Source organism: Snodgrassella sp. W8135 (assembly GCF_016101225.1).
GTDB classification, from domain to species: Bacteria; Pseudomonadota; Gammaproteobacteria; order Burkholderiales; family Neisseriaceae; genus Snodgrassella; species Snodgrassella alvi.
The window spans coordinates 122,789-146,260 of record NZ_JACFQX010000004.1 but is presented as its reverse complement, the minus strand read 5'-3'; the positions used below and the strand labels follow the sequence as shown (position 1 = coordinate 146,260).

The following is a 23,472-nucleotide window of genomic DNA, read 5'->3' as shown; positions in this document are numbered from 1 at the left end:
TTAACTCAATGTAATTTTATGTATGTTCAGGCGGCTATCCATTGAGATGCAATATAAATAAGCAGACCGATGCAACCGCCAACAAGCGTGCCATTGATACGAATGAACTGTAAATCACGCCCGACACTCAATTCGAGTTTATCAACCATTTGTTTACTGTCCCAGCTTTTGACTTTATCGGCAATGAACTGACTGACGCGATTTTTATACTGGCGAGTGATGAGTTTTGCACACAATGTAATTCGGGTATCCAGACGCTGCATAAATCGCGGGTTTTGCATGGCTTGCTGCTGTATATGGGTAGATAACCGGCCAAGCTGCTGCTGCCACCATGAATTACTCTGGCTGGTATCGTGTTCACTCCATGCCACAAAACTATCCCATAAATCCATTATGCTTTGTTGCAATGCTGTAGAGCGCAGCAGTTGCTGCCGTCCGGCCGCAAGCCATCTGTGCCAGCTCCGGCTGCGACGTAATTTGCGTTCGGTAACGAGAAGCTGTTTTCGGCAGGCGCGCCAGAAAGAATGCTTTGGGTTCGCCAATACCGCATCTATATAGGAGTCTGCCCAATCGAGTGCTTTGCCGGCGACCCAGTCATCAATACGTGCAGTCAGTGTCGTTTTCAGCGAAGCCTTAAATTTATCCCAAGTACTGGGATCGCTTTTTTCAATTTTACTTACCCAAGATAACAGACTTTTTTCAAGTTGTGCCCGTGTCTGTTCGTTTTGCAGCCATTGGCGTATTTGTTGCAGTAAAGATCGTATCAGTAGTGTATCAATACCTTGTTTATGGATTAAATGAAGAAAGTTTGCCAGTGTTTTGCCCAGACGGGCACCGCTGTACTGGGTGTTTAGTAGCTGACTGCAAAATCCGGCTACTTCACGGGCACTGGCGGTATTTAACAGCAGCGGAATCTGGCTGGTCAGAACAGGCAGCCATTTTTGCTGATTTTGCGGAGCACATAGCCATTGCAGGGTTCTTCTGGCCGGATGCATACGATAGATGCGTCCGGCAATTGCTTTATCCTGTAAAAAATTATTTTCAATAAAATGTCCGAATTCATTGGCAATTCTTTCCTGTTTCTGAGGCAGAATTGCGGTATGAGGAATAGGCAGACCAAGGGGATGGCGAAACAGGGCAGTAACTGCGAACCAGTCTGCCAGTGCACCTACCATGGCGGCTTCGGTAAATGCTTTAAGATAGACCAGAGCCGGATATTGTTTTTGCAGCAGGCAGCTTAAAACAAATAAAACACAGGCAATAATCAGCAAACTGCTAGCCAGTATTCGCATGCGTCGCAGACGCTGGCGCTGTATCAGACTGGTAATGGTGGCTGTGTTCATAATATCGGTGTGTTTCAGATATCCGGATAAAATTTTTCAGTATATAAGCTTACTGGTTAATTGGTCTTGTTGCCGGTGTGATTTCCTGAATTTACTCAACTGAATAAAAGTATCAATCTTAATAAGGGAGAAATAGCCGGTAGTTAAAGGTTGGTATCGTTAGCTGGATTTGATTTTATAATAAATTTTTTACTCGGACCCTATATTAAATAATACATATTATTTAATATTCCATGAATATTTCATTGATATAACATTATGCTTTTTTAGCTGGTATAAATCATTACTGGAAACTGATTATTCGGGTAATGGTTTTTGGAATGCTTTTACCGACAAAATAATGAGTACGCCAATATAATTTAAAATTATATAGAGCGAATAGTTAATCAGCCATATATTTTCGAATTGCTCTTCGGCTATTGCGCCAGATAATTCGCCTGTTAGTGGATATAAAATAGTGAGTGCCAGTAAATAATAGACCGAGCTGTAAGTTAAATAATTGAATAAATCAGACCATGCAACTTGATTTTTTGGGGTAACACTATCTTTGATAGCGAGAGCAAAGGCCAGTAATATATCAATCCAGTAAAGTATAAAGCACAGAAACATTACTACAGAGAGGATATTAAGTATGTCGCCTTCAAAGTAAGGAATCATTAATCCTCTGCCAATTAAGCTGTTACTGCAAGTCAGCACAAATAAATAAACTGCCGCAAAAATGAGCAATTTTTTAATACTGAATTTACCCATACTGGCTTTTTGGTCAGTGTTAGTTTTTTGGATGGCTAATGAATTATCGGAAGCAGAAACTGTTCTACGACGTTTAAATGATAAAACCTGACAGATAAGTTTAAATATTAAAATAATAAAAGCACCAATGCTGTTAACAAAGGTATAAATAAAAACAAGGAAATTATTGAAATAAATGAAAACTTGATATGTGATTGATTGTAAATAAATAAAGAAAACACAAATCAGAAAATTACTGATTGAATAACACAATAGTGTAACGGTTGATGGTGTCTTATTCGGACTGTGTTTATCATTAAAGTATGCAGAAAAAATCTGTTTTATTGTTAACCCGAATATCCATATTAATAAAAGACCAAAGAGATATAAGCAGCCATAAATTAAGAGAAATTCAATGTCAGTGTTAAAATAGGGATACCAGAAAGGTGGTCGCAAAAGCGTTCCGAAAAGATAAAGGATAGTTAAATAAATTAACGAAAGCTTCAGGGAGTTTTGTGGGTTAAAAAATTCAATAAATCGATTTTTTTTCAATTTATTCAGCCCCTAGCGATAATCTTAATTTGATTACCTATAATCTCATTAATCCGAATTTTTGTATTAATTGTATTTTTAACAATATGTATCAGACTATCTCAGTAAACTGCAACCTCAAGCCGTTACTTGTGGTTTACGGCGTTTATATTGCCACCACTTGAATCCGTAACCGGCAATGACCGGAATCAGCGCATAAATAATCAGAGCTGTCCAGCTGCCGTACCAGTGTACCAGTGTGGAGGTACTGTTATCATTGTTAAGAATAATCTCGGTAGATGAGTAACAAATAGCGCGCCACCAGCACATAACCAGAAGCCCCAGAAAAACCGGCCAGATTTTGCATGTACGCCCGCGCTGCCATAACAGGAAAAATACCAGCGCCCATATCAATGTCAGGGTAGTAACTAATAAACCCGTATCAGTTGGCAGATGCAGATAGCGACAGATAATAAAGGTGATAACGACCCATATGCCGGCAAGTATGGCCATGATAAATTCTTCGGGCTTGTTGAGCATGTTGTTGCTTCCTTAGCGAAAAATACGGCTGGAATGGTTAATATACCGCAGCTGCTATACTTTGTCATGTTCTACCAGCCATGGTCTGAGACTGGCTGTGTCTATATCCCATTTCCATATGCCATTCTGGTTGTGCGGATTAAGTCCGCGCAGGAAGAGATAACGTACGCTGATACTGGGCGGCAGCTGCCGGCGACTGTGCAGAAATCGTGCACAGGCAATGCTGTAAATGAGTGCCTGAAGATAGTAGTGATGTCTGGCAATAGCCTCGTCCATGTTTTCCCGGGTATAGTCTGACAGACGATTTCCCAAATGGTTGGATTTGTAATCAATAACATATACCTGACCATGCCGGTCTTCGCCTAGAAGATCGATAGCCCCGTTGATAAATCCGTTTACCGTAGCAAAATCCAGCTCCTGTGCCGCCTGAACACAGCATTGCGGTAATCCGGATGTGTGGGTAAACCACTGTTGTAAATCTGCGATACTGAAATCGGCAACCCGCAGCATGAAATTCATTTCAGCCACTCGTTGTGCTTTAGGTATGTTTGCAATAATGGTTTGTGGTGACAGCTGGCATTGGCGTACGGTATCAGTAAGCGTCTGCATGGTGGTGCTGTGCCGGCTGTCGAAACCATAACGCGCCAGACAGTCGAGAATATGCTCCTGTTCCGTTGCAGTAGCCGGCAGGCTGAATTCGGTCTGTTCCAGTATGGCATGCAGACAAAGTCCGGCGTTGATACCGCGTTCGAATGCGAGCACAGGTGTTTCCGCTTCTGTATCGGGGTTCAGCGGCTGAATTTGTACTTCAGCCTGATCCAGCGCAGGTGCTATTTTTTCTTCTTCCGGAGCAGATTCGCGGTGACTGTAATCATGCCGGCTCAGACTGGTGAAGCTGGTATAGCGTATGGATTGAAAAGTCCTTACTGTCGGTGTTAGTGCACGATAAGGTTGTTCGGGTTTTTTACTGATATCAATACAGGCAGGGTCTACATTACCTTCACACCATTGAAACAGCTCAGGGTTGCCGGCAGCCAGACATTGATGCCATGCAGCACGTAAAGTACTGGGCAGATTGGGCTTATGGGTTTCCTGCCAGAATTGGCGTGATTCTTTCAGGGTATTGTCCGGCTGTCCGTCCAGTAGCCATGCCATGGGGTTACTGGCGGTATTGTTGCAGGCGGCAGTGTACAGTATCAGTTGTTCGCGTGCCCGGGTAAAGGCTACATAATACAGACGCAAACGTTCGGCCATACTTTCGCATTCCAGCTCATCCCGGTCGCTGTCACTGAGCAAACTATTGGCAATCAATTCCACTTTATCCTGCTGATGCAGACGTTGCCAGTGTTCCTGATTATTAATGGTCTCTTTACCATCCCATGCAAACGGACAGAATACCACCGGATATTCCAGCCCTTTGGAAGCATGCATGGTCACAATTTTAACCAGTGCTTCATCACTTTCCAGTCGCAGCAGACTGCTTTCACCTGCTGACCGTTCGTTGCTGATGGCACTGGTCAGCCAGTTCAGCAGGGCGTTGGCCGTCGGCAGGGTTTGTTCAGCAGCAGCCAGTAATTCGGCCAGTTGCCACAGATTGGTCAGGCTGCGCTCATTGCGCTGTGTAAGCAATCTGATTTCCATGCCGGTCTGGCCGGCAAACCACTGTATGGCAGGATAAATACCATACTGCTGCCATTGTTCGCGGGTTTGCAGTGCCAGCTGTATCCATTCGCTCAGTGTATTTTCATTCCGGTTCAGTTCTGCCAGCTGTGCTGCTGTCCAGCCGAACAATACACCGCCAAGGATAAAGCGTAATGTTTCAGTGCGCTGCGGTTGCAGCCAGAAACGTAACAGAGCCTCGACAGCCTGTGCCTCAGTGCTGGAAAAAACTGAATGGTTTCCAAGAGAGACGCTCATGATGCCGCAGCGTTTCAATGCGCCGGCAATCATGCGGCCTTCATTATGTGAATGCACCAATACGGCAATATCGCCAGCCTGTAACGGACGGTTACTCAGTAGCAGTTCTCCGCGCATACCCTGATTAATCATGCCGGCAATTTCATAGGCACAATATTCGGCCGCACGTGTCCGCAGACTGTCTTTATTCGGGATAATTTCCGCTCCCTTATCGCTGACATCTATTTTTTCATGCAGCCAGCGCACCACTACCGCCGGTATAACAGTATTGTCGTGACTGTAATGCAGACGGTTATTTTCTGCCTGTGCCTGAACCTGAGGATAGCTGATACCCTCAAGAATAAAAGGCAGCTTTTTGCCGCTGAACAGGAGGCCAATGGCCTGTACCAGTGCCTGATGGCTGCGGTAATTAGTAGTTAGGGTATAGCGCTGCTGTGGCGGGGTATCGGCAGCGGCACGCAGATAGGCGTGAATATCAGCACCACGGAAACGGTAAATAGCCTGTTTCGGGTCACCCACCATAATAAGCGGGCGGTTTTGTTCGGCAAACGCGGTTTTGAAAATTCGGTACTGCAACGGATCAGTATCCTGACATTCGTCTACTAGTGCAATCTGCCATGTTTGCGCCAGTGCTGCGGCCAGTGTTTCAGACATGGGATTATCCGCAGACAGTGCCAGACCCAGATCTGCCAGTAAATCGTCAAAGCTGCGCTGGTGGCTGTTGCGCCGGTGCTGATTCAGACACTGGCGCACGTAGTTAAAACAGTCCAGCTGTAATTGCAGTGATATGCTGTCTTCTGCAATCAGCATGGCAGCAACAGCTTCTGCCAGTTCGACCAGTGGGGCAATGTTAGCTATCAGCTCATTATTGAGTGTTTGATTTTTTTTGGTGTTTTCCTGTAGCTGGGATGAAGCCAGTTTGGCACATTTTTCCAGTACAGAAGAAGAAAAAGAATGACAGTTTACTTCGCTTTCCATTACCTGCTGCAGGTCGGTGAAAAGCTGCTGATAACTTTTCTGGCGGTAAATATTACCATTTAGTTGCTGATGTAACTGCCAGAATGAATCCTGAATAAGGCTGAAATGTGTACATACGCTCTGCCAGGACTGTTGCCAGCAGTTATTTATGCCGGCTATATCCGCAACCGGCGGCTGGCGTACCTGTAAATCTACCATGCCGCAGTGCCGTCCCATTTCCTGCATAAGCCGGGCAGGGGTAAGTTTGTAAGCGACAGCCAGCGTGGCCATACTGCTGTTATTGCTTACCTGCTGCCGCCAGAAGTCTTCGGCAAACCGGCACAGCATTTCCGGATCAGTTTCAATAGTTTCCGTATCAAATGGTGTCTGGCATAGAAAGGCATAATCAGTGAGTACGCGCTGGCAGAATCCGTGAATGGTGTAAACGGCTGCACGGTCAAACTGGGTAATGGCCGCCTGCAGACGGAGAATCAGGCTGGCATCATCATCCTGACTGCGGGCACAGTCAATCAGCTGTTGCAGTACCGGGTCATTCTGTTCCGCAGGCAGATTATTTTGTAACAGAGCCAGAGCCTGATTAAGGCGGGTACGCAGACGGGTTTTCAGCTCCGCTGTAGCTGCTTTGGTAAAAGTGACCACCAGAATAGCGTCAACCGGCATACGTTCCAGTAACACCAGCCGTGCAAACAGGGCGGCAATGTTAAAGGTTTTCCCGGTACCGGCAGAAGCTTCAATCAGGCTGCTGCCGTTTAAGGGCATGGTAATCGGATTTAATGCTTGGCTCATTATAATTTATCAGCGGTTTCCAGCACTGCTGTCATGGGCAGCAGTAATTCTTCAATCAGTTGCCAGAACAGTGGGGTGTCAATCGGCAGTTCTTCATCGCGGCCAAATACCTGAGCTACTTCGGGATAGTCGGCCTGCGGTTTTCCATTATGGCTGTCTGCATAGACTTTAAACGCGGTGCTGCGTTCTTCGGCACCATATTCGGGTGCACGGTTTTTCTTTTGCCGGTTACGATACCATTTAAGGGCAGTGGTAAGGCTGGTTTTCGGAAAAAAGGGCAGTGGCCGGCTTTGTCCCAGCCGGTAATACTCAAGCCATAAAGCCAGTTGTGCTTGTGCATCAATCAGGCTCATTGCTGCCAGCATGCGCGGTTTGGCCGGATAAAGCTCATATGTGTCCTGTGCACCTTCGCTTTCAGTAGCGCAGAGGAGTAAATGGCGCAGATATAACTCAATATTATCCGGTGCTGTCGGGGTGTGATTCCGTTCAATCAGTTGCCCGCACTGATGTAAACGGCTGATGTTGCCACTTAGCTGTAACTGTTCGTGTTCAAAAATAAAGGCAATATCGGCGACAGCGGGACTGAACAGTATGCTGCTGTCCAGAGCCAGTGTCTGATTGCGTAAAACCTGGCTGACAATCACACCCAGCTCGCCTTCAGGCACCAGTCCGCTTACTGCCAGTGCTGCATCTACCTCAGCAAAATCCAGATGCTGCCGGCGTGCACGGGTATAGGCAGTATAAATCGATGCACTGTTTTCAATTGCAAACGGTTCTGCTGCACTGACTGGTGTTTCCTGATAGGGTGCCTGCCATTGTAACTGCTGCTGAAGCCAGTGACGTACCGGATTACGCCAGAACCGGATAAAAGATTCAATATCAACTTCCTGATTCTGTTTTTCCGGTTCAGTTATTTTTGCATAAAATGGCTCAGGCTTAACTATATTCTGATTCAGTGCCGTGGCGTAATCACTGCGGCAGCTGACTAAATCGCCGTTAAAATAGCGATAGGAAAAGGGTTGTAACGGGTGTCGGATGATATGCTGCTGATTAAATACCAGCGGATTACAGCCGGTCATGGCGGCCAGAACATCGGTCAGCTCATAAAGCAGAGCAGAGGGGGCCAGTTCTTCGTTTTTGCGAGTATCTTTACCGATATACGACAAATACAGTTTTTCGCGCGCACTTAAAATAGATTCAAGAAACAGATAGCGGTCATCATTACGACGGGCACGATCACCGCGGCGCGGATGCTGTGCAATCAGGTCGAAAGCAGCAGATTTGGTAGTACGGGGAAATTCGCCGTCATTCAGACCGAGCAGACAGATACAGCGAAAGGGCAGGCTGCGCATCGGTACCATACTGCAAAAGGTAATCCCGCCGCGCAGAAATCCGGCCTGACGGGTAGTGGATAAATAATTCTGCAAATGCTCGATTGCAATGGCCGGTTCAATAGTCAGATCAAATTGTGCCAGTGCTGCCTGCGCCTGCCATTCAGCCAGACTGGTTTCCAGTTGCTGCATAGCGTGGCCGGCCAGAGAATCGGTATCGGCTAAATCCCGCAGAAGTTGTCGTGTACGTGCAATCCATTCGGAAATAGTAGCTGCTTTTTGCCAGCAGCTATGATGTTTAATCAGACAGTCTATTAACTGTTGTGCGCATGCCAGAATTTCAGTCTGACCAATATCACCGAACCATGGAAGCTGTTGCTGCCACAGTGCCGTATATTTATTTTCCGGCAGCAACCAGCCGAGTACCGTACGTTCACGCGCCTGCTGCCAGGTAAAGTGCTTACCCTGTCCGCCATATTCATGACGCATATCTGCATCCACGCCCCAGCGTACCCCTTGTTCGCTCCAGACACGGTGAATCAGTTCTGCATCGCTGTCGTTTAAGTCAAAACGTGCGCGCAGAGCAGATTCATCCAGCAAAGGCAGCACAGTTTCAATATCAAACCGGCTCTGCATCAGTTGCAGCAGTTTTTCGAATAATTGCAGTAGGGGTTCATGCAGGCTGATTTTAACGTCGGCGATGTTGTAATGCAGAGCAGGCGTGTCGCCCTGCGTTTGTCCGAATACTGCGTGGATAAAAGGCAGATAAGGCCCAATATGTGGTGTAAGTACCGCAATATCCTGCGGCTGCCAGTGCGGATGTGCGGCCAGGTCCTGAATCAGCTGCTCTTTGAGAATTTGCAGTTCACGCAGGCAGGAATGCGCCGCTACAATCTGAATGGAATTATCATATTCCTGCAGCCGGTAGGGTGGTTCAGACTGTTTCGGATGTTGCAGGCACTGGATATCGTTTTGCAGACGGTGTAACAGAGTATCTGCCACTTCATCACACTGAGCATAGACAGAAGGCATATACACTACTTCGCCCAGATCATTGAGCGCATCAAAAAAATCCCGCCCCTGTTTGCCCAGACTGGCCAGTAAAGGATGGCCAACCACACTCAGGTCAGTTTCCTGACTATTGAGCAGCATATCTGCTGAGAGAACATTGCCCCAGTACTCAGCACACGGGTTTACTGCAAATATATGCACATCAGTATATTGGGCTATTACCTGTAATGCATGCAGATAAACCGGTGCCATTGTGGCAATACCGAATACGAATATCCGCTCGGGTAAATGTTCAGAACCAAGTTTGCTCAGAAATTCCTGCATTAAGCCGGCACGGTGTGGTAAATCTGATTCATTATTCAGCCAGCGCCATAGCTCTGCCTGCCATTGCTCATCTTCACCCAGATTCGCAGATTTGTTTTCCTGCCAATTATTTATCCAATCATTGCGATAGATTAAATATTGGTCAAACATATCAGCAAGTTTTCCGGCCAGATGGTAAGGTGCCTGAGTACTGCTATCAAGATAAGAATGTAGTGCGGTAGCAGTTTGGCATAACTGGGGTTGTCTGAATACCGGGCTATAAAACAATCCCAGTAAGCGCCAGCGCAATACTTCTGACTGAAACGGGTTAAGCGCTGGTGTTTGCGGTAATACCCGATGGGTTAATTGCCAGATGTAGCTGGCCGGCAGACTGAAATGCAGATTGGCGGCAATACCGTGCTCCTGAGCCAGATAGTGATTCAGATAGCGGCGCATACCCTGACTCTGTACCACGATTTCTGTTGCAGCCCATGCTGACTGTGGTGAGGTATGCTGATATACGCTGGCAAATAAAGCAGCTAAATCAGATAATTGATTGGATTGATAAACATACAGCATAACAGCATCCGGCACCAGTTAAGGTTGTTATTATAGCTGTACCGGAGCTGCCTGAGCGATTAGTCAAAATGATTTTGTGCCTTTAGCTGTTTTTATTGCGTTGACATAAAAGTATATTTACAGAATTTAAACTAAAAAATTTTAATAAAAATTAGTTAATACTGGTCAAAAGCTGGAAAAAATTGGAAAATAGGTAATTAAATACTCTGCCATATTAAAATACTGGCAATATAAAGAAGGATATCACAGTGAGATTTGATGGCGTCATTGGTGAGTTAGCGGCAACTAAAGGTGTCATGGCGTGTGCTGTCGTGGATTATGAAAGCGGAATGTTTATAGACGGGGTTAGTCCGTCAGGTATGGATCTTGACATTCTGTCCGCCGGCAATACCGAAATTGTACGTTCAGAAATAAAGGCTATTGAGCGCCTTTATGGTCAGGACAACAATGAAGATGCTATAGACGATATTCTTATCAGCCTGCATAAACAATATTATTTATTACGGCCGATGAAGAATGTTCAAGGTGTGTTTATGTTTATGGTACTCGACCGCAAAACAGCCAATCTGGCACTGGCACGGCGCGCTTTAAAAGTGGCTGATCGTCATTATCAGGATTGAAGCACACTCAAACAGAAAAAGTATGCACTGTTAACTCTCTGTGTAACAGCCTCTTTGCTTGCAAAGAGGCTGTTAATTTATTGTGCTTTCTGTACTTGTTTGTCATACCAGCTTAACAATTCTGATGCCGGTACATAGCCAATCAGTGGCTGGCTGCGATAGCCGTTTCTGTGTACAACAAATAATCCCGGCGGTCCGTACAGACCATAGCGTTGCATCATTCTGCGTTGTGCCGGCGTATTATTGGTTACATCAATCTGTAAAAAACGCTTTTCTTCAATTACCCGTCTGACTGAAGCTTTACTTAAAGTAAATGCAGTCATTTCCTTGCAGGATATACACCAGTCTGCATAAAAATCTACCAGTACCGGCTTATTCGGATCTTCATCAAACAACTCTTGCATAGCCTGACGCAATTGTTCCGGCTTATCGAAATAACGACCGAAATGCTGACCGTTTGGCGGAGTTAAAGTAAGAAAACGATGTAAAGGTGTCACACAGTTCATTATGCTGGCAGAAACAAAACCAATTCCACAAGCCAGAAACAGTATACCGGTAATCGCATTAAACCAGCGCTGGCGTGCTGATGAATGATACCACTGCCAGCCTAAATAGATTGCCGGTATCAGCATCAGCAAAGTATAAATAGTGACTACCAGATAGTAATTCAGAAACGGAGTGGCAATATAGGTAGCGGCACCCAGCAGCATCAAACCGAACAGATATTTGACACCAATCATCCACTTACCGGCACGGGGCAGAATATGCACACCGAATACAGAAATCAGAATCAGCGGGATGCCGGTACCCAGTGCCATAACATACAGAGCCATGCCGCCCAGAGCAGCATCCCCGCTCTGAGCAATATAACCCAGTGCAAAAGCCAGAGGTGGTGCGACACAGGGGCCGACAATCAGCGCTGACAATGCCCCCATTATCAGCACAGAGAGCAAATGTCCGCCATGAAAGCGGCCGCTGACCCGCTGAAAAAACGTCTGCCAGCGAGCCGGCAACTGGATACTGTATAAATCAAACATTGATAAAGCCAGTATCACCAGTATGGCTGCGGCAGCCAGCACTACCGCAGGCTGTTGCAGCCATCCGGTCAGAAACGCACCGGTACGGGCAGTAACAATACCAACAATAGTGTATGTAAAAGCAAGCCCCTGTACATAAACAAATGACAGGATAAATGCCCGCAATTTAGTGGTTTTCCGGCGGGTGCCCATTACGATGGCTGATACTATCGGCAGCAGCGGATACATGCATGCTGTCAGACTCAATCCCATCCCGGCAATAAAAAAAGTCATTAAATTGGTAATCAGTGTTGCTCGGGAAAGCTGAAACAGACTGTCTCCGCCTGAGCTGCCTGACCACTCCGGTGGCGGAGCTTTAACCGGAGGATCAGTAAAAGTATCCGGCGAAACTGGCTGAATATGTGTTGATTGTGGCGTAATACGATATTTGCCGGTACGGCTGATGGTAAATGTATTTTCTACCGGCGGATAACAGATTCCTGCATCTGCACAGCCCTGATAAGATAAAGTTAACTGATACGGAACAGTCTGTGCATCTGTCCTATAGTGCCAGACTGCATCTGCATGATTGTAGTAAACCTGCTGGGTACCAAAAAACTCATCGTGCTTTTGCTGTCCCTGCCGGATAAATTGTCCTTCACCAAAGATATCCGCCGGTTCAGTAGTAATCTGAATTTTATTCCGGTACAGGTAATAGCCGTCGGCAATAACAAAATGTACACGAATATCCTGATTATGAACAATCAGTTCCGGTACAAAAGCCTGTTCCGGCGGTAATAAATTTTTATTGTCCGCAGCCAGTACCGCACTATTCAGCCCCGGCAGCAATACCAGCAGCATAAACAGCAGTTTTAACAGGGAAGCCATACAGACACGAGAACGGGTAGGATTGTAATACATAAAAAATGGTCACTGTAACCAGTGTAATTTCAACCTGAACAATCAACAAAGAAAATGACTACCGGCAGAACCGAAGGGTAGTCATTATCTCCCCTTAAGTGCTTTCTGATTTCGTTTACCAGATAAAGCTAAGTCTGCAAACAATCAGTTTACGGGTATTGTATCAGTGCATAGGCAGAATGGTTATGAATAGATTCAAAATTTTCACTTTCTACAGTAAAAGACTGAATACGTGTATCAGTTTTTAGCGCAGTAGCAACGTCACGAACCATATCTTCAACAAATTTGGGGTTATCATAAGCATATTCAGTGACATACTTTTCATCCGGCCGTTTCAGCAAACCGTATAACTGACATGAACCCTGTTGTTCTACCAGATCAATAATTTCTTCAATAGCAATTGATTCAGTGCATACCAGCGTAACAGTGACATGTGAACGCTGATTATGCGCCCCGTAAGCAGAAATTTCCTTACTGCACGGACACAGGCTGGTAACCGGAATAATGATCTGTAATGTTTGCTGATAAATACCAGCCTGAATTTCGCCACTGAGTACCACTTCATAATCCAGTAGGCTGGAAATGCCGCTTACCGGAGCCTGCTTTTGCCGGAAAAAAGGAAAGCGCATACTGATTTTACCAGCCGTTGCCTGAAGTTTTTCTAACATGGCGGCAGTCAGCTGCCGCAGTACAGCAAAATCAATACTGTCATGCTGTGTCTGCATTAACTCAATAAAGCGTGACATATGTGTGCCTTTCTGTTCGGCCGGCAGTGACACAGTCATGGTTAAATCAGCAACAGTATGTTGTTTACCTGCAGCACAAATAATACTCAGCGGCAGGCGTAAGCCTTTCACACCAACCTGATTGATTGGCATATTGCGTTTATCAACACTGCTTTGCACGTCGGCAATAGTGTCCATTCTGATACTTTTCCTTGCAAAACAAATCTGAATCCAGCCGGCGCAGTATAGTGAAACCACAGAAACCGCCGGCATATAAGGCATAAAATTATACTGTATGCCTTAATTCCGAGCAAATCAGTCGGGATTAGTGTAAAAGAAACAGCATGCTGCCTGATAACCAGAGTGCGTGCTAAACTAGCAGCCTCAGTATTAATGCCGTTACCCGTATAAACAGCTGTCTGAACAGCAAAACCAGTAATCAAACGGAGAAAATATGAAATTTGCCACACAGACCATCCATTCCAGTTATCAGCCGGAAGAGCATAACCGTGCCCTAATGCCGCCTATTTATCAGAACAGCATGTTCGCCATGAATGAAATCGGCGAAAATATTCCGTTCCGTTATGCGCGTATTTCCAATCCGACACGGCAAGTACTTGAAGACACAGTCGCCGAGCTGGAAAATGGCTGTGCCGGTTTTGCCTATGGCAGTGGTATGGCCGGAATCGATGCTGTGTGGCGTACTTTTCTGCGGCCGGGTGATACCATTGTTGCGGTAGCCGATATTTATGGCGGAGCTTATGATTTATTAACCGAAGTATATGCCCAGTGGGGTGTTAACGTTATTTTTGCCGATCTTACCAATCCGGATAATCTGGACCGGATACTGGCACAGACCAAAGTAAAAATGGTATGGCTGGAAACCCCGAGTAATCCGCTGCTGCGTCTGGTAGACATCGCCGAACTGTCTGCTAAAGCCAAAGCTGCCGGTGCCATTGTCGGTATGGATAATACTTTTGCGACACCCTACGTACAGAATCCGCTGAATCTGGGTGTGGATATCGTCTTTCATTCCGCAACCAAATACCTGTGCGGACATTCAGATGTGCTGATGGGTATTGTTGTGGTAAAAGATCCTGCACATGCAAAATTATTACGTGCCTTAAGTATTAATACCGGCGGCGTGGCCGGTCCGATGGACTGTGCACTGGTATTACGCGGTATCAAAACACTGGTTGTACGTATGGACCGGCATTTATCCAATGCGGCTGAGCTGGCCAGACGCTTGCAGCAGCACCCTGCGGTAGAAAAAGTATTTTATCCGGGTCTGGCGGAACATGAACACCATGATATCGCCTGTAAACAGATGCAGCATGGTTTTGGCGGAGTGGTCTCCATTTATTTACGTCAGAACAGTCGCGAAGCAGCCAATAGTGTGATAAAAAATCTGCGCATGATTCGGATGGCGGCCAGCCTTGGCGGCGTCGAAAGCCTGATTAATCACAGTGCCAGCCAGTCGCATAGCGGCATGAGTAAAGAAGTTAAAGAATCACTGGGCATCCGTGAAGGCCTGCTGCGTATTTCAGCCGGTATCGAAGATATTGAAGATATCTGGGATGATATCAATCATGCACTCAATACCTTGATTTAACCTGTGTAAGTGAAAAATCCGTGCACAATTATTATGAAGTATTAAATGTTGCTCAAGGGGCATCCGACGAAGTCATTCGTGCGGCCTATCGGGCTTTGTCACAAAAATACCATCCTGACCGCAATCCGCATAATCCGCAGGCACATCAGCGTATGGCTGAGATTAATAAAGCATATGCAGTATTGTCTGATCCGGAGCAGCGCCATCATCATGATGTGTGGATTGCGCGGCAAAGCCTGCAGGCAAGGTTGTCACCGGCATTGCTGGCGCGCCGGCAGACACCATTTGCGCCTCCGGTTTTATTGCCTAACCATCAGGATAAAGTTGTCGACCTGCACGAACGCGGTCACGGCTGGTTATGGATTGTGGGGATTGCCGTACTGATTGCTATGGGCGGAGTATGGTGGAGGCTGGCATATCCGCCGGCTAATAACGTTAATGAGCAGAGTAGCATGCCAGTTACCACGGCACCCAATGGGCAGCTTTTCCCGCTTAAAGCTGCTTATGTATCCGGCTATCCGGTTTTGCGTGAGCGCGGCAATAACAATATTGTCGTACATGCCACCTCCTTGCAATCGCCGGTATTTGCCCAATTATACGAATTGCACGCCGGTAAATTTACTGCTATACGCACCTTTTATATTCCGGCGGGCGAAACCTTTACCCTGCATAAAATCGGTGATGGCAGTTTCAGCCTGCAATACCAGCGTATTAATGATGGAAAATGGGCAGTAAGTGATGGTATTGAAATCAGTCATACCGAAGCCAGCCGAAAATATCAGGATATTGATATCAGACTGTAATCATACTGTCACCGCTCAGGCGGTGGTACATACACAGGAATAACTGCATGCAGGCTGCCGTAGAAGCCAAATTTACTGAAGAAACCGTACTCTGGGTTAAACAGCATACCCCTAAACTGCTGACTTTTGCCATCACTCGGCCTGAAGCCTATCGCTTCAGTGCCGGTCAGTTTTCGCGTCTGGGCTTTCGTGACGGCGCAGGTTTTATCTGGCGCGCCTATTCTGTTGTATCTGCCGAATATGCAGATACACTCGAATACTTTGTAGTATTGATTGAAGGCGGACCGATGAGTGCCCGGCTGGCACAATTGCAGGCGGGCGATTCTATACTGCTGGATAAAACCGCTTTTGGCTTTTTTCTGCCGGGGCGGTTTACTGACGGCGAGCAGCTGATTATGCTCAGTACCGGCAGCGGCATTGCGCCGTTTCTGTCTATGCTGCAACAGCCTGCTGTCTGGGAACGTTTCCGGCATATCGGGCTGGTACATTCTGTTTCACATGCCAATGAACTGATTTTCAGTCAGCATATCAACGAGTTAATCCATCACCCTCTGATTGGCGAATATACAGACCAACTGACTTACCAACCGGTGGTTACCCGTGAACCTACTGCCGGAGCACTCGGTCAGCGTCTGCCGCAATTATTGCAGAATGGTACGCTGGCAGAGGGACTGGGTTTGAATTTCAACCATGAACAAACCCGTTTTATGCTGTGTGGTAATCCGGCCATGGTTACCGATACTTTTCAGACCTTACTGGATATGGGCTATAGCATGCACCGTAACAGAGTACCGGGACAGATTATTATGGAAAACGGCTTTTAATCACCGGATAAAATCAGCTTTTGATATAACAAGTGTAAATTTGGCTATAACTTTCAAATTAAACCAAATATTCTAATGTCACCGGCAAATTAAGTTAGTATGGCAGTATGAACCTGAATCAATTCGGCAAAAAAAACGCCCAGCTTAATCAATTATTGCAGCAATCTGCACACTGGCAACGCCTGAGTAACTGTCTGAAACAGGAGTTGCCGGCAAGTATGCGAACTCAGTTTAATGTCGCCTGTGTACGCACCGGTTGTCTGGTGGTGATTGCGCAAAATAGTATGGCTGCTTCACGTTTACGTATGGTGTTGCCGGCATTATTGCCGCAACTGCGACAGATTGATGCTTCAATTGAAACTGTAAAGGTTAAAGTTCAGCCGGCAGAATCAAAACCGGAAGCAGTAAAGCATGCCAGCTTAAGCCCTGTGGCGCGTGATACGCTGGCACGTTCGGCAGAGGCTTTAACACATCATCCAGAGCTAGCGGCAGCACTGCGCCGTTTAAGTGAAAAGAGCAATTGAGCTATTTCAGTCTGTATATTTGTCAGATGCTTTAAGCAATGAGAAATCAATTCAATCAGTATGACAAAATTAAATAAATATAAATAATATTTATTCAGTCCTGATTGTGAATCATTATTCTTCTACTGGTGTGCAATCAACTATTTTTTAAACAAAATTCAGTTGCCGGAACAGTAATAATCGGTATTACATATAAATTTTTTCCTCTTCACATAGCAGCGTTAAAGACATGAACAGCTTCTGTTGTGTCAGATAGTGCTTGGAAAAAAGGGTTTTACCATTATATTAAGCACCATAAACAGCAATCAGTAACTTCTGAACAGCTTCAGATTGCACATAATTGACACAGGCATGCAAACAGCCGCACAGCAGCGTAGGCGCTTGTGTTAAAATCTCCTATTTCCAGCTTACTATTTATTGCGCCAGCAGGTGCCGGACTGTTGATTTATGTTGAAAAACTTAGCAAAAAAAATTCTCGGAAGCCGCAACGACCGGCTTTTGAAACAATATCGTAAAGAAGTATCCAGAATCAATGCGCTCGAACCACAACTTCAAGCTTTAAGCGATACTGAACTACAGGCTAAAACTGCTGAATTCAAACAACGTCTGGCTGATGGGGAAAAACTCGATAGCCTGCTGGTAGAAGCTTTTGCCGTATGCCGTGAAGCCAGTAAGCGTGTACTCGGTATGCGGCATTTTGATGTGCAGCTTATCGGCGGTATGGTACTGCATTATGGCAAAATTGCCGAAATGCGTACCGGTGAAGGGAAAACACTGGTTGCCACGACAGCCGTCTATCTGAATGCTCTGACCGGTAAAGGCGTACATGTAGTTACCGTGAATGATTATCTGGCTGCACGTGATGCCGGAATCATGCGTCCGCTGTATGAATTTCTGGGCATGTCTGTCGGCATCATTATCAGCAACATGGATCATGCCGATAAAAAAGCTGCTTATCTGGCTGATATTACCTACGGTACCAACAATGAATACGGCTTCGATTATTTACGCGACAACATGGTAAGTGATCAAAGCGAAAAAGTGCAGCGTGAGCTCTCATTTGCGGTAGTTGATGAAGTAGACTCCATTCTGATTGACGAAGCCCGTACACCGTTGATTATTTCCGGTCAGGCTGACGATAACGTCACCCTTTATCAGGTAATGAATCAGATTCCGCCACAGCTGATTGCCCAGAAAAGCGAAGACGGTGAGGGCGATTACTGGGTAGACGAGAAAGCACGGCAGGTAGTGCTCAGTGATCAGGGGCATGAGCATGCCGAGCAGATTCTCACCAAAATGGGTTTGCTGCAGGAAGGTGATTCCCTGTATTCCACCACCAATATCATGCTGATGCATCATCTGATGGCTGCGCTGCGTGCTTATACACTCTACCAGCGCGACCAGCATTATGTGGTACAGGATGGTGAAGTAATTATTGTTGACGAATTTACCGGCCGCCTGATGGCCGGCCGGCGCTGGTCTGATGGTCTGCATCAGGCTGTTGAAGCCAAAGAAGGCGTGGAAATCAACAAAGAAAACCAGACACTGGCTTCCATTACTTTCCAGAATTTCTTCCGTCTGTATGACAAACTGGCCGGCATGACCGGTACTGCCGACACGGAAGCCTTTGAATTCCAGAATATTTACGGTCTGGAAACCGTTATCATCCCGCCAAACCGCCCGATGATACGTAAAGATCTGAACGACCAGATATATCGTTCTATCGAAGAAAAATACGAAGCTGTGGTTGCCGATATCAAAGAGCGCCATGCCAAAGGTCAGCCAATCCTTGTTGGTACCACCAGTATTGAAAATTCCGAACTGGTATCCGCCTTGCTGGATAAAGAGCACCTCAGGCACAATGTTCTCAACGCCAAAGAACATGCGCGTGAAGCGGATATTATTGCTCAGGCAGGCCGCCCCGGCATGATTACCGTAGCCACCAACATGGCCGGTCGTGGTACGGATATTGTGCTTGGTGGCAATATCAAGCCGCAAATAGATGCCATTAATGCCGACGACAGCCTCACCGAAGAAGCGAAAAAGAACGAAATCGACAAGTTACAGCAGCAATGGCAGATTGACCACGATGCCGTGATTGCAGCTGGCGGTTTACACATTATCGGTACCGAACGCCATGAAAGCCGCCGTATTGATAATCAGCTGCGCGGCCGTGCCGGTCGTCAGGGTGATGCCGGTTCCAGCCGCTTTTACCTGTCGTTTGAAGATCCGCTGTTGCGCCTGTTTGCACTTGACCGTGCAACAGCCATTCTTAACCGTCTGGCTCCTGAACGCGGCGTAGCCATAGAAGCCGGAATGCTCAACCGTCAGATTGAAGGAGCACAGCGCAAAGTCGAAAACCGTAACTTCGACATGCGCAAACAAGTACTTGAATACGATGATGTAGCCAACGACCAGCGTAAGGTTATTTATCATCAGCGTGCCGATATTCTGGCCAGCAACGATATTGACGGTATGATGCAGGAAATACGCCATGATGCAATTGTTGATACTGTAGACAGCTTTATTCCGCCGGATAGTATGGAGGAGCAGTGGGATATTTCCGGTCTGGAAAACAAACTGGCTGCTGATTACAATATTGAAGTTTCCATCAATGACTGGCTTAAAGAAGACAACAGCCTCGACAACGAAAGCATTTCTGAACGTCTGCTGGATATAGTAGAAAAAGATTATGCTTATAAAGTCGAACTGGTTGGCATCGACACCATGCGCAAATTTGAACGCGACATTATGCTGCAAATCATTGACAGCCGCTGGCGTGAACATCTGGCCGATATGGATTACCTGCGTCAGGGTATTCATCTGCGCGGTTATGCCCAGAAAAATCCGAAACAGGAATACAAACGCGAAGCATTTGAAATGTTTCAGGCCATGTGGAGCAATATTCGCCATACCGTTGCTTCATTGCTGATTTCAGTGCGTTTTCAACCGGCCTCTGAAGAAGAGCAGCAAGAAGTATTCGCTGCTGATAATGTAGCAGAAGATGAAGATTTCAGCCCCGAAGCTCTGGAAGCACGCGGTATTGTTATTCGTCGTAACGATCCGTGCCCGTGTGGCAGCGGTTTGAAATACAAACTGTGCCATGGCCGTCTGTAACTGCGGATAAACCAGCTTAACATCAACAGGTTGCTATATTTATGGCAACCTGTTGATATATTTACTGCTGTTTAGATAAAACTGCCTGAAACAGAGTACTTTTATTAAAGTGAATACTCTAAAACCCATTGAACAGCACATCAAATTGTCTTAAAATTCACACCTTACGTCAGCAACCAGAGCATAAAATGTCCCTGAATGGCAACAGAAAGCTGGCGTGTTTTCGGTTTACGCTAATAATACCGCTTTCCTTAACCATGGATAATTAATGGCAGCCTATAACACACAAAAAGTATTGTCTGTACACCACTGGACAGACGCATATTTCACATTTACCTGCACACGGGACGAATCATTACGTTTTCAGAATGGTCAGTTTGTGATGATTGGTCTGATGGTAGACGGTAAACCCCTGATGAGAGCCTACAGTATTGCCAGTGCCAATTGGGAAGAAGAGCTGGCTTTTTTCAGTATTAAAGTACAGGATGGTCCGTTAACCAGCCGCTTACAGCATCTGAAACCGGGTGACGAAGTACTGGTGAGTAAAAAGCCCACCGGTACCCTGATTGTCGGTGACCTTAACCCCGGCAAACATCTGTATCTGCTGTCTACCGGTACCGGTCTGGCACCATTTCTCAGCGTAACCAAAGATCCGGACATCTATGAACAGTTTGAAAAAATTATTCTGATTCACGGCGTGCGCTATAAAAAAGATCTGGCCTATTTTGATCATTTCACCACAGAGTTACCCAATCATGAATATCTGGGTGAATTAGTACGTGAAAAACTGATTTACTATCCGGTGGTTTCCCGGGAAGATTTCATCCATCACGGACGCCTGACTGATTTAATGAAATCGGGTAAACTGTTTACCGACATTGGCTTGCCGCCGATTAATCCTGCTGACGACCGGGCGATGATTTGCGGCAGCCCCGAAATGCTCAGAGACAGCTGTGAAACACTTAATAGTTTTGGTTTGACTATTTCCCCGAAAATGGGGCAGCGTGGTGACTACGTTATCGAACGCGCTTTCGTTGACCAGTAAAACCTGAACGTGTATTTCACAGGCAGCCATTGTCACACAATGTGCTGCCTGTTTTGTACCTGCCTGTAGCTAAACCGTTTATTATCCCTAATTCTGCCGTACACAATTATCCATGCAACATTTAATCTCCCTGCTAATCATCCTGATTCCCTTGTTTATCGGATTTTGCATACCCACGCCGGCACGGGTTGTAAACTGGCTGAATTACGGGCTGGCATGGCTGGTGTATCTGATTTTATTTCTAATAGGATTATCTCTGGCGCAAGAGCCCGATCTGGGCGCACAACTGGCTAATATCAGCTTAACTGTAGCGGTATTATTCGTCTGCCTTATCGCAGCCAACCTCCTGATATTTATCTGGTTTGACCGTCGTTATCCGTGGCGGCTGAACCGGCAGCAGCAAACAGGCCAGTCCGGCAATACCAGTATTATGGGCAGTCTCAAGCAGGTTGGCTGTCTGCTTGCCGGGCTGATCGCCGGCAATTACCTCTCTTTTGACTGGCTGGGCAGCCCGCTGGCTGCTGTTAATAAAGCACTGATAATTTTACTTTTACTGGTGGGCATGCAGTTGCGCAGCAGCGGCATTACCCTGCATCAGGTATTTCTCAATCGCCGCGGCGTTATCTGTGCCGGATTGTTCACACTGGCCAGCCTGCTTGGCGGTTTGCTATTTGCTCTGATTATGCCTGATGTGTCTGTAAGTAAAGGGCTGGCACTCAGCAGCGGTTATGGCTGGTATTCACTTTCCAGCATTATCATGAGTCAGGCTTACGGGGCAGTCTGGGGCAGTATTGCCATGTTTAATGATCTGGCACGCGAATTCTTTGCGCTTATTTTTATTCCCGTACTGATGCGTCGTTATCCCACTACAGCCGTCAGCGTAGGCGGTGCAACCAGTCTGGATTTTACTTTGCCGGTAATACAGTCTTCCGGCGGCATTACTGCCGTACCGGTGGCAATCAGCTTTGGTTTTATTGTTAATATTACTTCGCCAGTATTGATGGTGTTTTTTTCATCACTACAGTTTTAACAGATAATATTAATTATGGCAATTATTCCCTAAATATCCTTCACAAAATCGGCATCCAAAAACATAACTATCTTCTTCATCTAATGTATCTTTACCCGTAAATGAGTGATTACAGTATTGGCATTTAGAAATACCTGATGCAAAAGCAAAGCAGTTTAAACAAAAATAATAATCTTTTTCTAATTCGACACAAGAACCTTCTTTTTCACAGTACCCACAACTTACCCATTCTTGGTATAAATTATCAGAATCAGTAGCATATATAGCTTTTTTATTATTAGCTAAATAGGTATGAATATCATCAGCCACAATTTCATCATCACATTTCGTGCAAACTAGTGTGTTTAATTCTTGGGGTTGTAATTTTATTGAGGATGGAATTTTTAAGAGTATATCTGTTTTACAATTATGACAATTATATTTAATTTGTAATTCAATTGTTTCACATACTTTACAGGTAAATTCTGTAATCAATTTGTGGTATGTATTTGTTTTAACTGATGAATTAAAGCTGCAAACATTACATGTTTCTTTAATCTCATAACTTTTTAATTCATCCTGTAAGTTGTCATATTTAATTTGCAGATATGATTTATGCTTTAATAGCATTATTGCAATAATCTTAAGTTCACTATAGAAATCCTTAAAGAATTCTTTCCATTGATTTTGTAATAATTTATCTAAATAATAAAGAGCCTTATATCGGTTTATGATAATCCTATCTTTGTCTTCATTTTGAGTTTCTTCTGAAAAAAAATGAATAATTTTATTTCTAAGTTTTCTTAATTCTTTAAAAACTTCATGATTAATTAAACAAAGACTATCTTCATCATGTTCTCCGAGAATTTTTTGAGCTTGGGAAGTGGTAATAGAACTAAACTCTTTGTTAATAAAATTTTCTATCGTTGCATTTTTTTGCTTTTTAAAAATTAGTTTCCAGTCAATTTTAATTATTCGAGCTTTGAGAAAAAGTTCAAAAGCAGAGCAAAAGCAAATAATAGAAACCTTCAAATCATTGTTAAAATAATTTAATGATTTTTCTAAATAATCCACTGCATTATGCACTAGTAATTTAAAATGCTCATTTACTACTTGTTGTTCCTCAGCGTTAATTGATTCAGTTGTTTTGTCTGAATCAGTTTTAATTTGTTTAATATCCATTTAAATATGATTTCTTTTTTAAAATA

Annotated in this window: 16 protein-coding genes; 8 read left to right on the top strand and 8 right to left on the bottom strand. The window is 45.2% G+C overall.

What is annotated here, in order from left to right; translation table 11 throughout:
* Positions 1-26 precede the first annotated feature (26 nt).
* The 5 genes from H3T75_RS09210 to recC form a co-directional block, all read right to left on the bottom strand.
* Positions 27-1,343 (bottom strand): DUF445 domain-containing protein, encoded by a 1,317-nt coding sequence (locus H3T75_RS09210; protein WP_198211566.1) that lies wholly within the window; start codon positions 1,341-1,343, stop codon positions 27-29.
* A 297-nt stretch (positions 1,344-1,640) separates the two neighbouring features.
* Positions 1,641-2,624: a hypothetical protein gene (locus H3T75_RS09205; RefSeq protein ID WP_198211565.1), complete on the bottom strand. Its 984-nt coding sequence runs from the start codon at positions 2,622-2,624 to the stop codon at positions 1,641-1,643.
* Positions 2,625-2,741: 117 nt separating this feature from the next.
* Positions 2,742-3,143: a hypothetical protein gene (locus H3T75_RS09200; RefSeq protein ID WP_037393914.1), complete on the bottom strand. Its 402-nt coding sequence runs from the start codon at positions 3,141-3,143 to the stop codon at positions 2,742-2,744.
* A 54-nt stretch (positions 3,144-3,197) separates the two neighbouring features.
* Positions 3,198-6,824 carry an exodeoxyribonuclease V subunit beta gene (gene recB, locus H3T75_RS09195; RefSeq protein ID WP_198211564.1) on the bottom strand — a complete coding sequence of 1,209 codons (3,627 nt, stop codon included), beginning with the start codon at positions 6,822-6,824 and terminating at the stop codon, positions 3,198-3,200.
* Entirely contained in the window at positions 6,824-10,048 is a 3,225-nt protein-coding gene (gene recC, locus H3T75_RS09190; protein ID WP_198211563.1) for an exodeoxyribonuclease V subunit gamma, read from the bottom strand. The genes recB and recC overlap by 1 nt, the downstream gene beginning before the upstream one ends.
* Positions 10,049-10,296: 248 nt before the next feature.
* Between recC and H3T75_RS09185 the strand changes: the two genes are divergently transcribed.
* Positions 10,297-10,668 carry a hypothetical protein gene (locus H3T75_RS09185; protein WP_078474622.1) on the top strand — a complete coding sequence of 124 codons (372 nt, stop codon included), beginning with the start codon at positions 10,297-10,299 and terminating at the stop codon, positions 10,666-10,668.
* Between the two features lie 77 nt (positions 10,669-10,745).
* On the opposite strand, the gene dsbD is transcribed toward H3T75_RS09185, so the two are convergent.
* Positions 10,746-12,605: a protein-disulfide reductase DsbD gene (dsbD, locus tag H3T75_RS09180; protein ID WP_232339974.1), complete on the bottom strand. Its 1,860-nt coding sequence runs from the start codon at positions 12,603-12,605 to the stop codon at positions 10,746-10,748.
* Positions 12,606-12,754: 149 nt separating this feature from the next.
* Positions 12,755-13,528 carry a GTP cyclohydrolase FolE2 gene (folE2, locus tag H3T75_RS09175; protein ID WP_198211562.1) on the bottom strand — a complete coding sequence of 258 codons (774 nt, stop codon included), beginning with the start codon at positions 13,526-13,528 and terminating at the stop codon, positions 12,755-12,757.
* A gap of 256 nt (positions 13,529-13,784) precedes the next feature.
* On the opposite strand from folE2, the gene H3T75_RS09170 reads away from it, so the two are divergent.
* From H3T75_RS09170 to H3T75_RS09140, 7 genes are all read left to right on the top strand, one after another.
* On the top strand, positions 13,785-14,942 hold the full coding sequence (locus H3T75_RS09170; RefSeq protein WP_025329993.1) for a PLP-dependent aspartate aminotransferase family protein: 1,158 nt from the start codon (positions 13,785-13,787) through the stop codon (positions 14,940-14,942).
* A 20-nt stretch (positions 14,943-14,962) separates the two neighbouring features.
* Positions 14,963-15,745 (top strand): J domain-containing protein, encoded by a 783-nt coding sequence (locus H3T75_RS09165; protein WP_084585973.1) that lies wholly within the window; start codon positions 14,963-14,965, stop codon positions 15,743-15,745.
* Between the two features lie 47 nt (positions 15,746-15,792).
* A complete protein-coding gene (locus H3T75_RS09160; RefSeq protein ID WP_198211561.1) occupies positions 15,793-16,569 on the top strand; it encodes a ferredoxin--NADP reductase in 777 nt (258 codons plus the stop codon).
* 107 nt (positions 16,570-16,676) lie between these two features.
* Positions 16,677-17,093, top strand: coding sequence for a DciA family protein (locus H3T75_RS09155; protein WP_084547741.1), 417 nt, complete (start codon positions 16,677-16,679; stop codon positions 17,091-17,093).
* Between the two features lie 447 nt (positions 17,094-17,540).
* A complete protein-coding gene (secA, locus tag H3T75_RS09150) occupies positions 17,541-20,210 on the top strand; it encodes a preprotein translocase subunit SecA (RefSeq protein WP_198211560.1) in 2,670 nt (889 codons plus the stop codon).
* Positions 20,211-20,478: 268 nt separating this feature from the next.
* A complete protein-coding gene (locus H3T75_RS09145) occupies positions 20,479-21,255 on the top strand; it encodes a ferredoxin--NADP reductase (RefSeq protein WP_084562489.1) in 777 nt (258 codons plus the stop codon).
* A 112-nt stretch (positions 21,256-21,367) separates the two neighbouring features.
* Positions 21,368-22,285 carry a lysine exporter LysO family protein gene (locus tag H3T75_RS09140; RefSeq protein ID WP_198211559.1) on the top strand — a complete coding sequence of 306 codons (918 nt, stop codon included), beginning with the start codon at positions 21,368-21,370 and terminating at the stop codon, positions 22,283-22,285.
* Between the two features lie 9 nt (positions 22,286-22,294).
* Here H3T75_RS09140 and H3T75_RS09135 read toward each other — a convergent pair whose 3' ends face one another.
* On the bottom strand, positions 22,295-23,446 hold the full coding sequence (locus tag H3T75_RS09135; RefSeq protein WP_198211558.1) for a hypothetical protein: 1,152 nt from the start codon (positions 23,444-23,446) through the stop codon (positions 22,295-22,297).
* Between the last annotated feature and the right edge of the window lie 26 nt (positions 23,447-23,472).

Bases quoted from the DNA above. Each gene is read 5' to 3' on its own strand.
- H3T75_RS09210 (WP_198211566.1), bottom strand. From the start codon at position 1,343: ATGAACACAGCCACCATTACCAGTCTGATACAGCGCCAGCGTCTGCGA.
- H3T75_RS09200 (WP_037393914.1), bottom strand. From the start codon at position 3,143: ATGCTCAACAAGCCCGAAGAATTTATCATGGCCATACTTGCCGGCATA.
- recB (WP_198211564.1), bottom strand. From the start codon at position 6,824: ATGAGCCAAGCATTAAATCCGATTACCATGCCCTTAAACGGCAGCAGC.
- recC (WP_198211563.1), bottom strand. From the start codon at position 10,048: ATGCTGTATGTTTATCAATCCAATCAATTATCTGATTTAGCTGCTTTA.
- dsbD (WP_232339974.1), bottom strand. From the start codon at position 12,605: ATGTATTACAATCCTACCCGTTCTCGTGTCTGTATGGCTTCCCTGTTA.
- folE2 (WP_198211562.1), bottom strand. From the start codon at position 13,528: ATGGACACTATTGCCGACGTGCAAAGCAGTGTTGATAAACGCAATATG.
- H3T75_RS09170 (WP_025329993.1), top strand. From the start codon at position 13,785: ATGAAATTTGCCACACAGACCATCCATTCCAGTTATCAGCCGGAAGAG.
- H3T75_RS09160 (WP_198211561.1), top strand. From the start codon at position 15,793: ATGCAGGCTGCCGTAGAAGCCAAATTTACTGAAGAAACCGTACTCTGG.
- H3T75_RS09155 (WP_084547741.1), top strand. From the start codon at position 16,677: ATGAACCTGAATCAATTCGGCAAAAAAAACGCCCAGCTTAATCAATTA.
- secA (WP_198211560.1), top strand. From the start codon at position 17,541: ATGTTGAAAAACTTAGCAAAAAAAATTCTCGGAAGCCGCAACGACCGG.
- H3T75_RS09145 (WP_084562489.1), top strand. From the start codon at position 20,479: ATGGCAGCCTATAACACACAAAAAGTATTGTCTGTACACCACTGGACA.
- H3T75_RS09140 (WP_198211559.1), top strand. From the start codon at position 21,368: ATGCAACATTTAATCTCCCTGCTAATCATCCTGATTCCCTTGTTTATC.
- H3T75_RS09135 (WP_198211558.1), bottom strand. From the start codon at position 23,446: ATGGATATTAAACAAATTAAAACTGATTCAGACAAAACAACTGAATCA.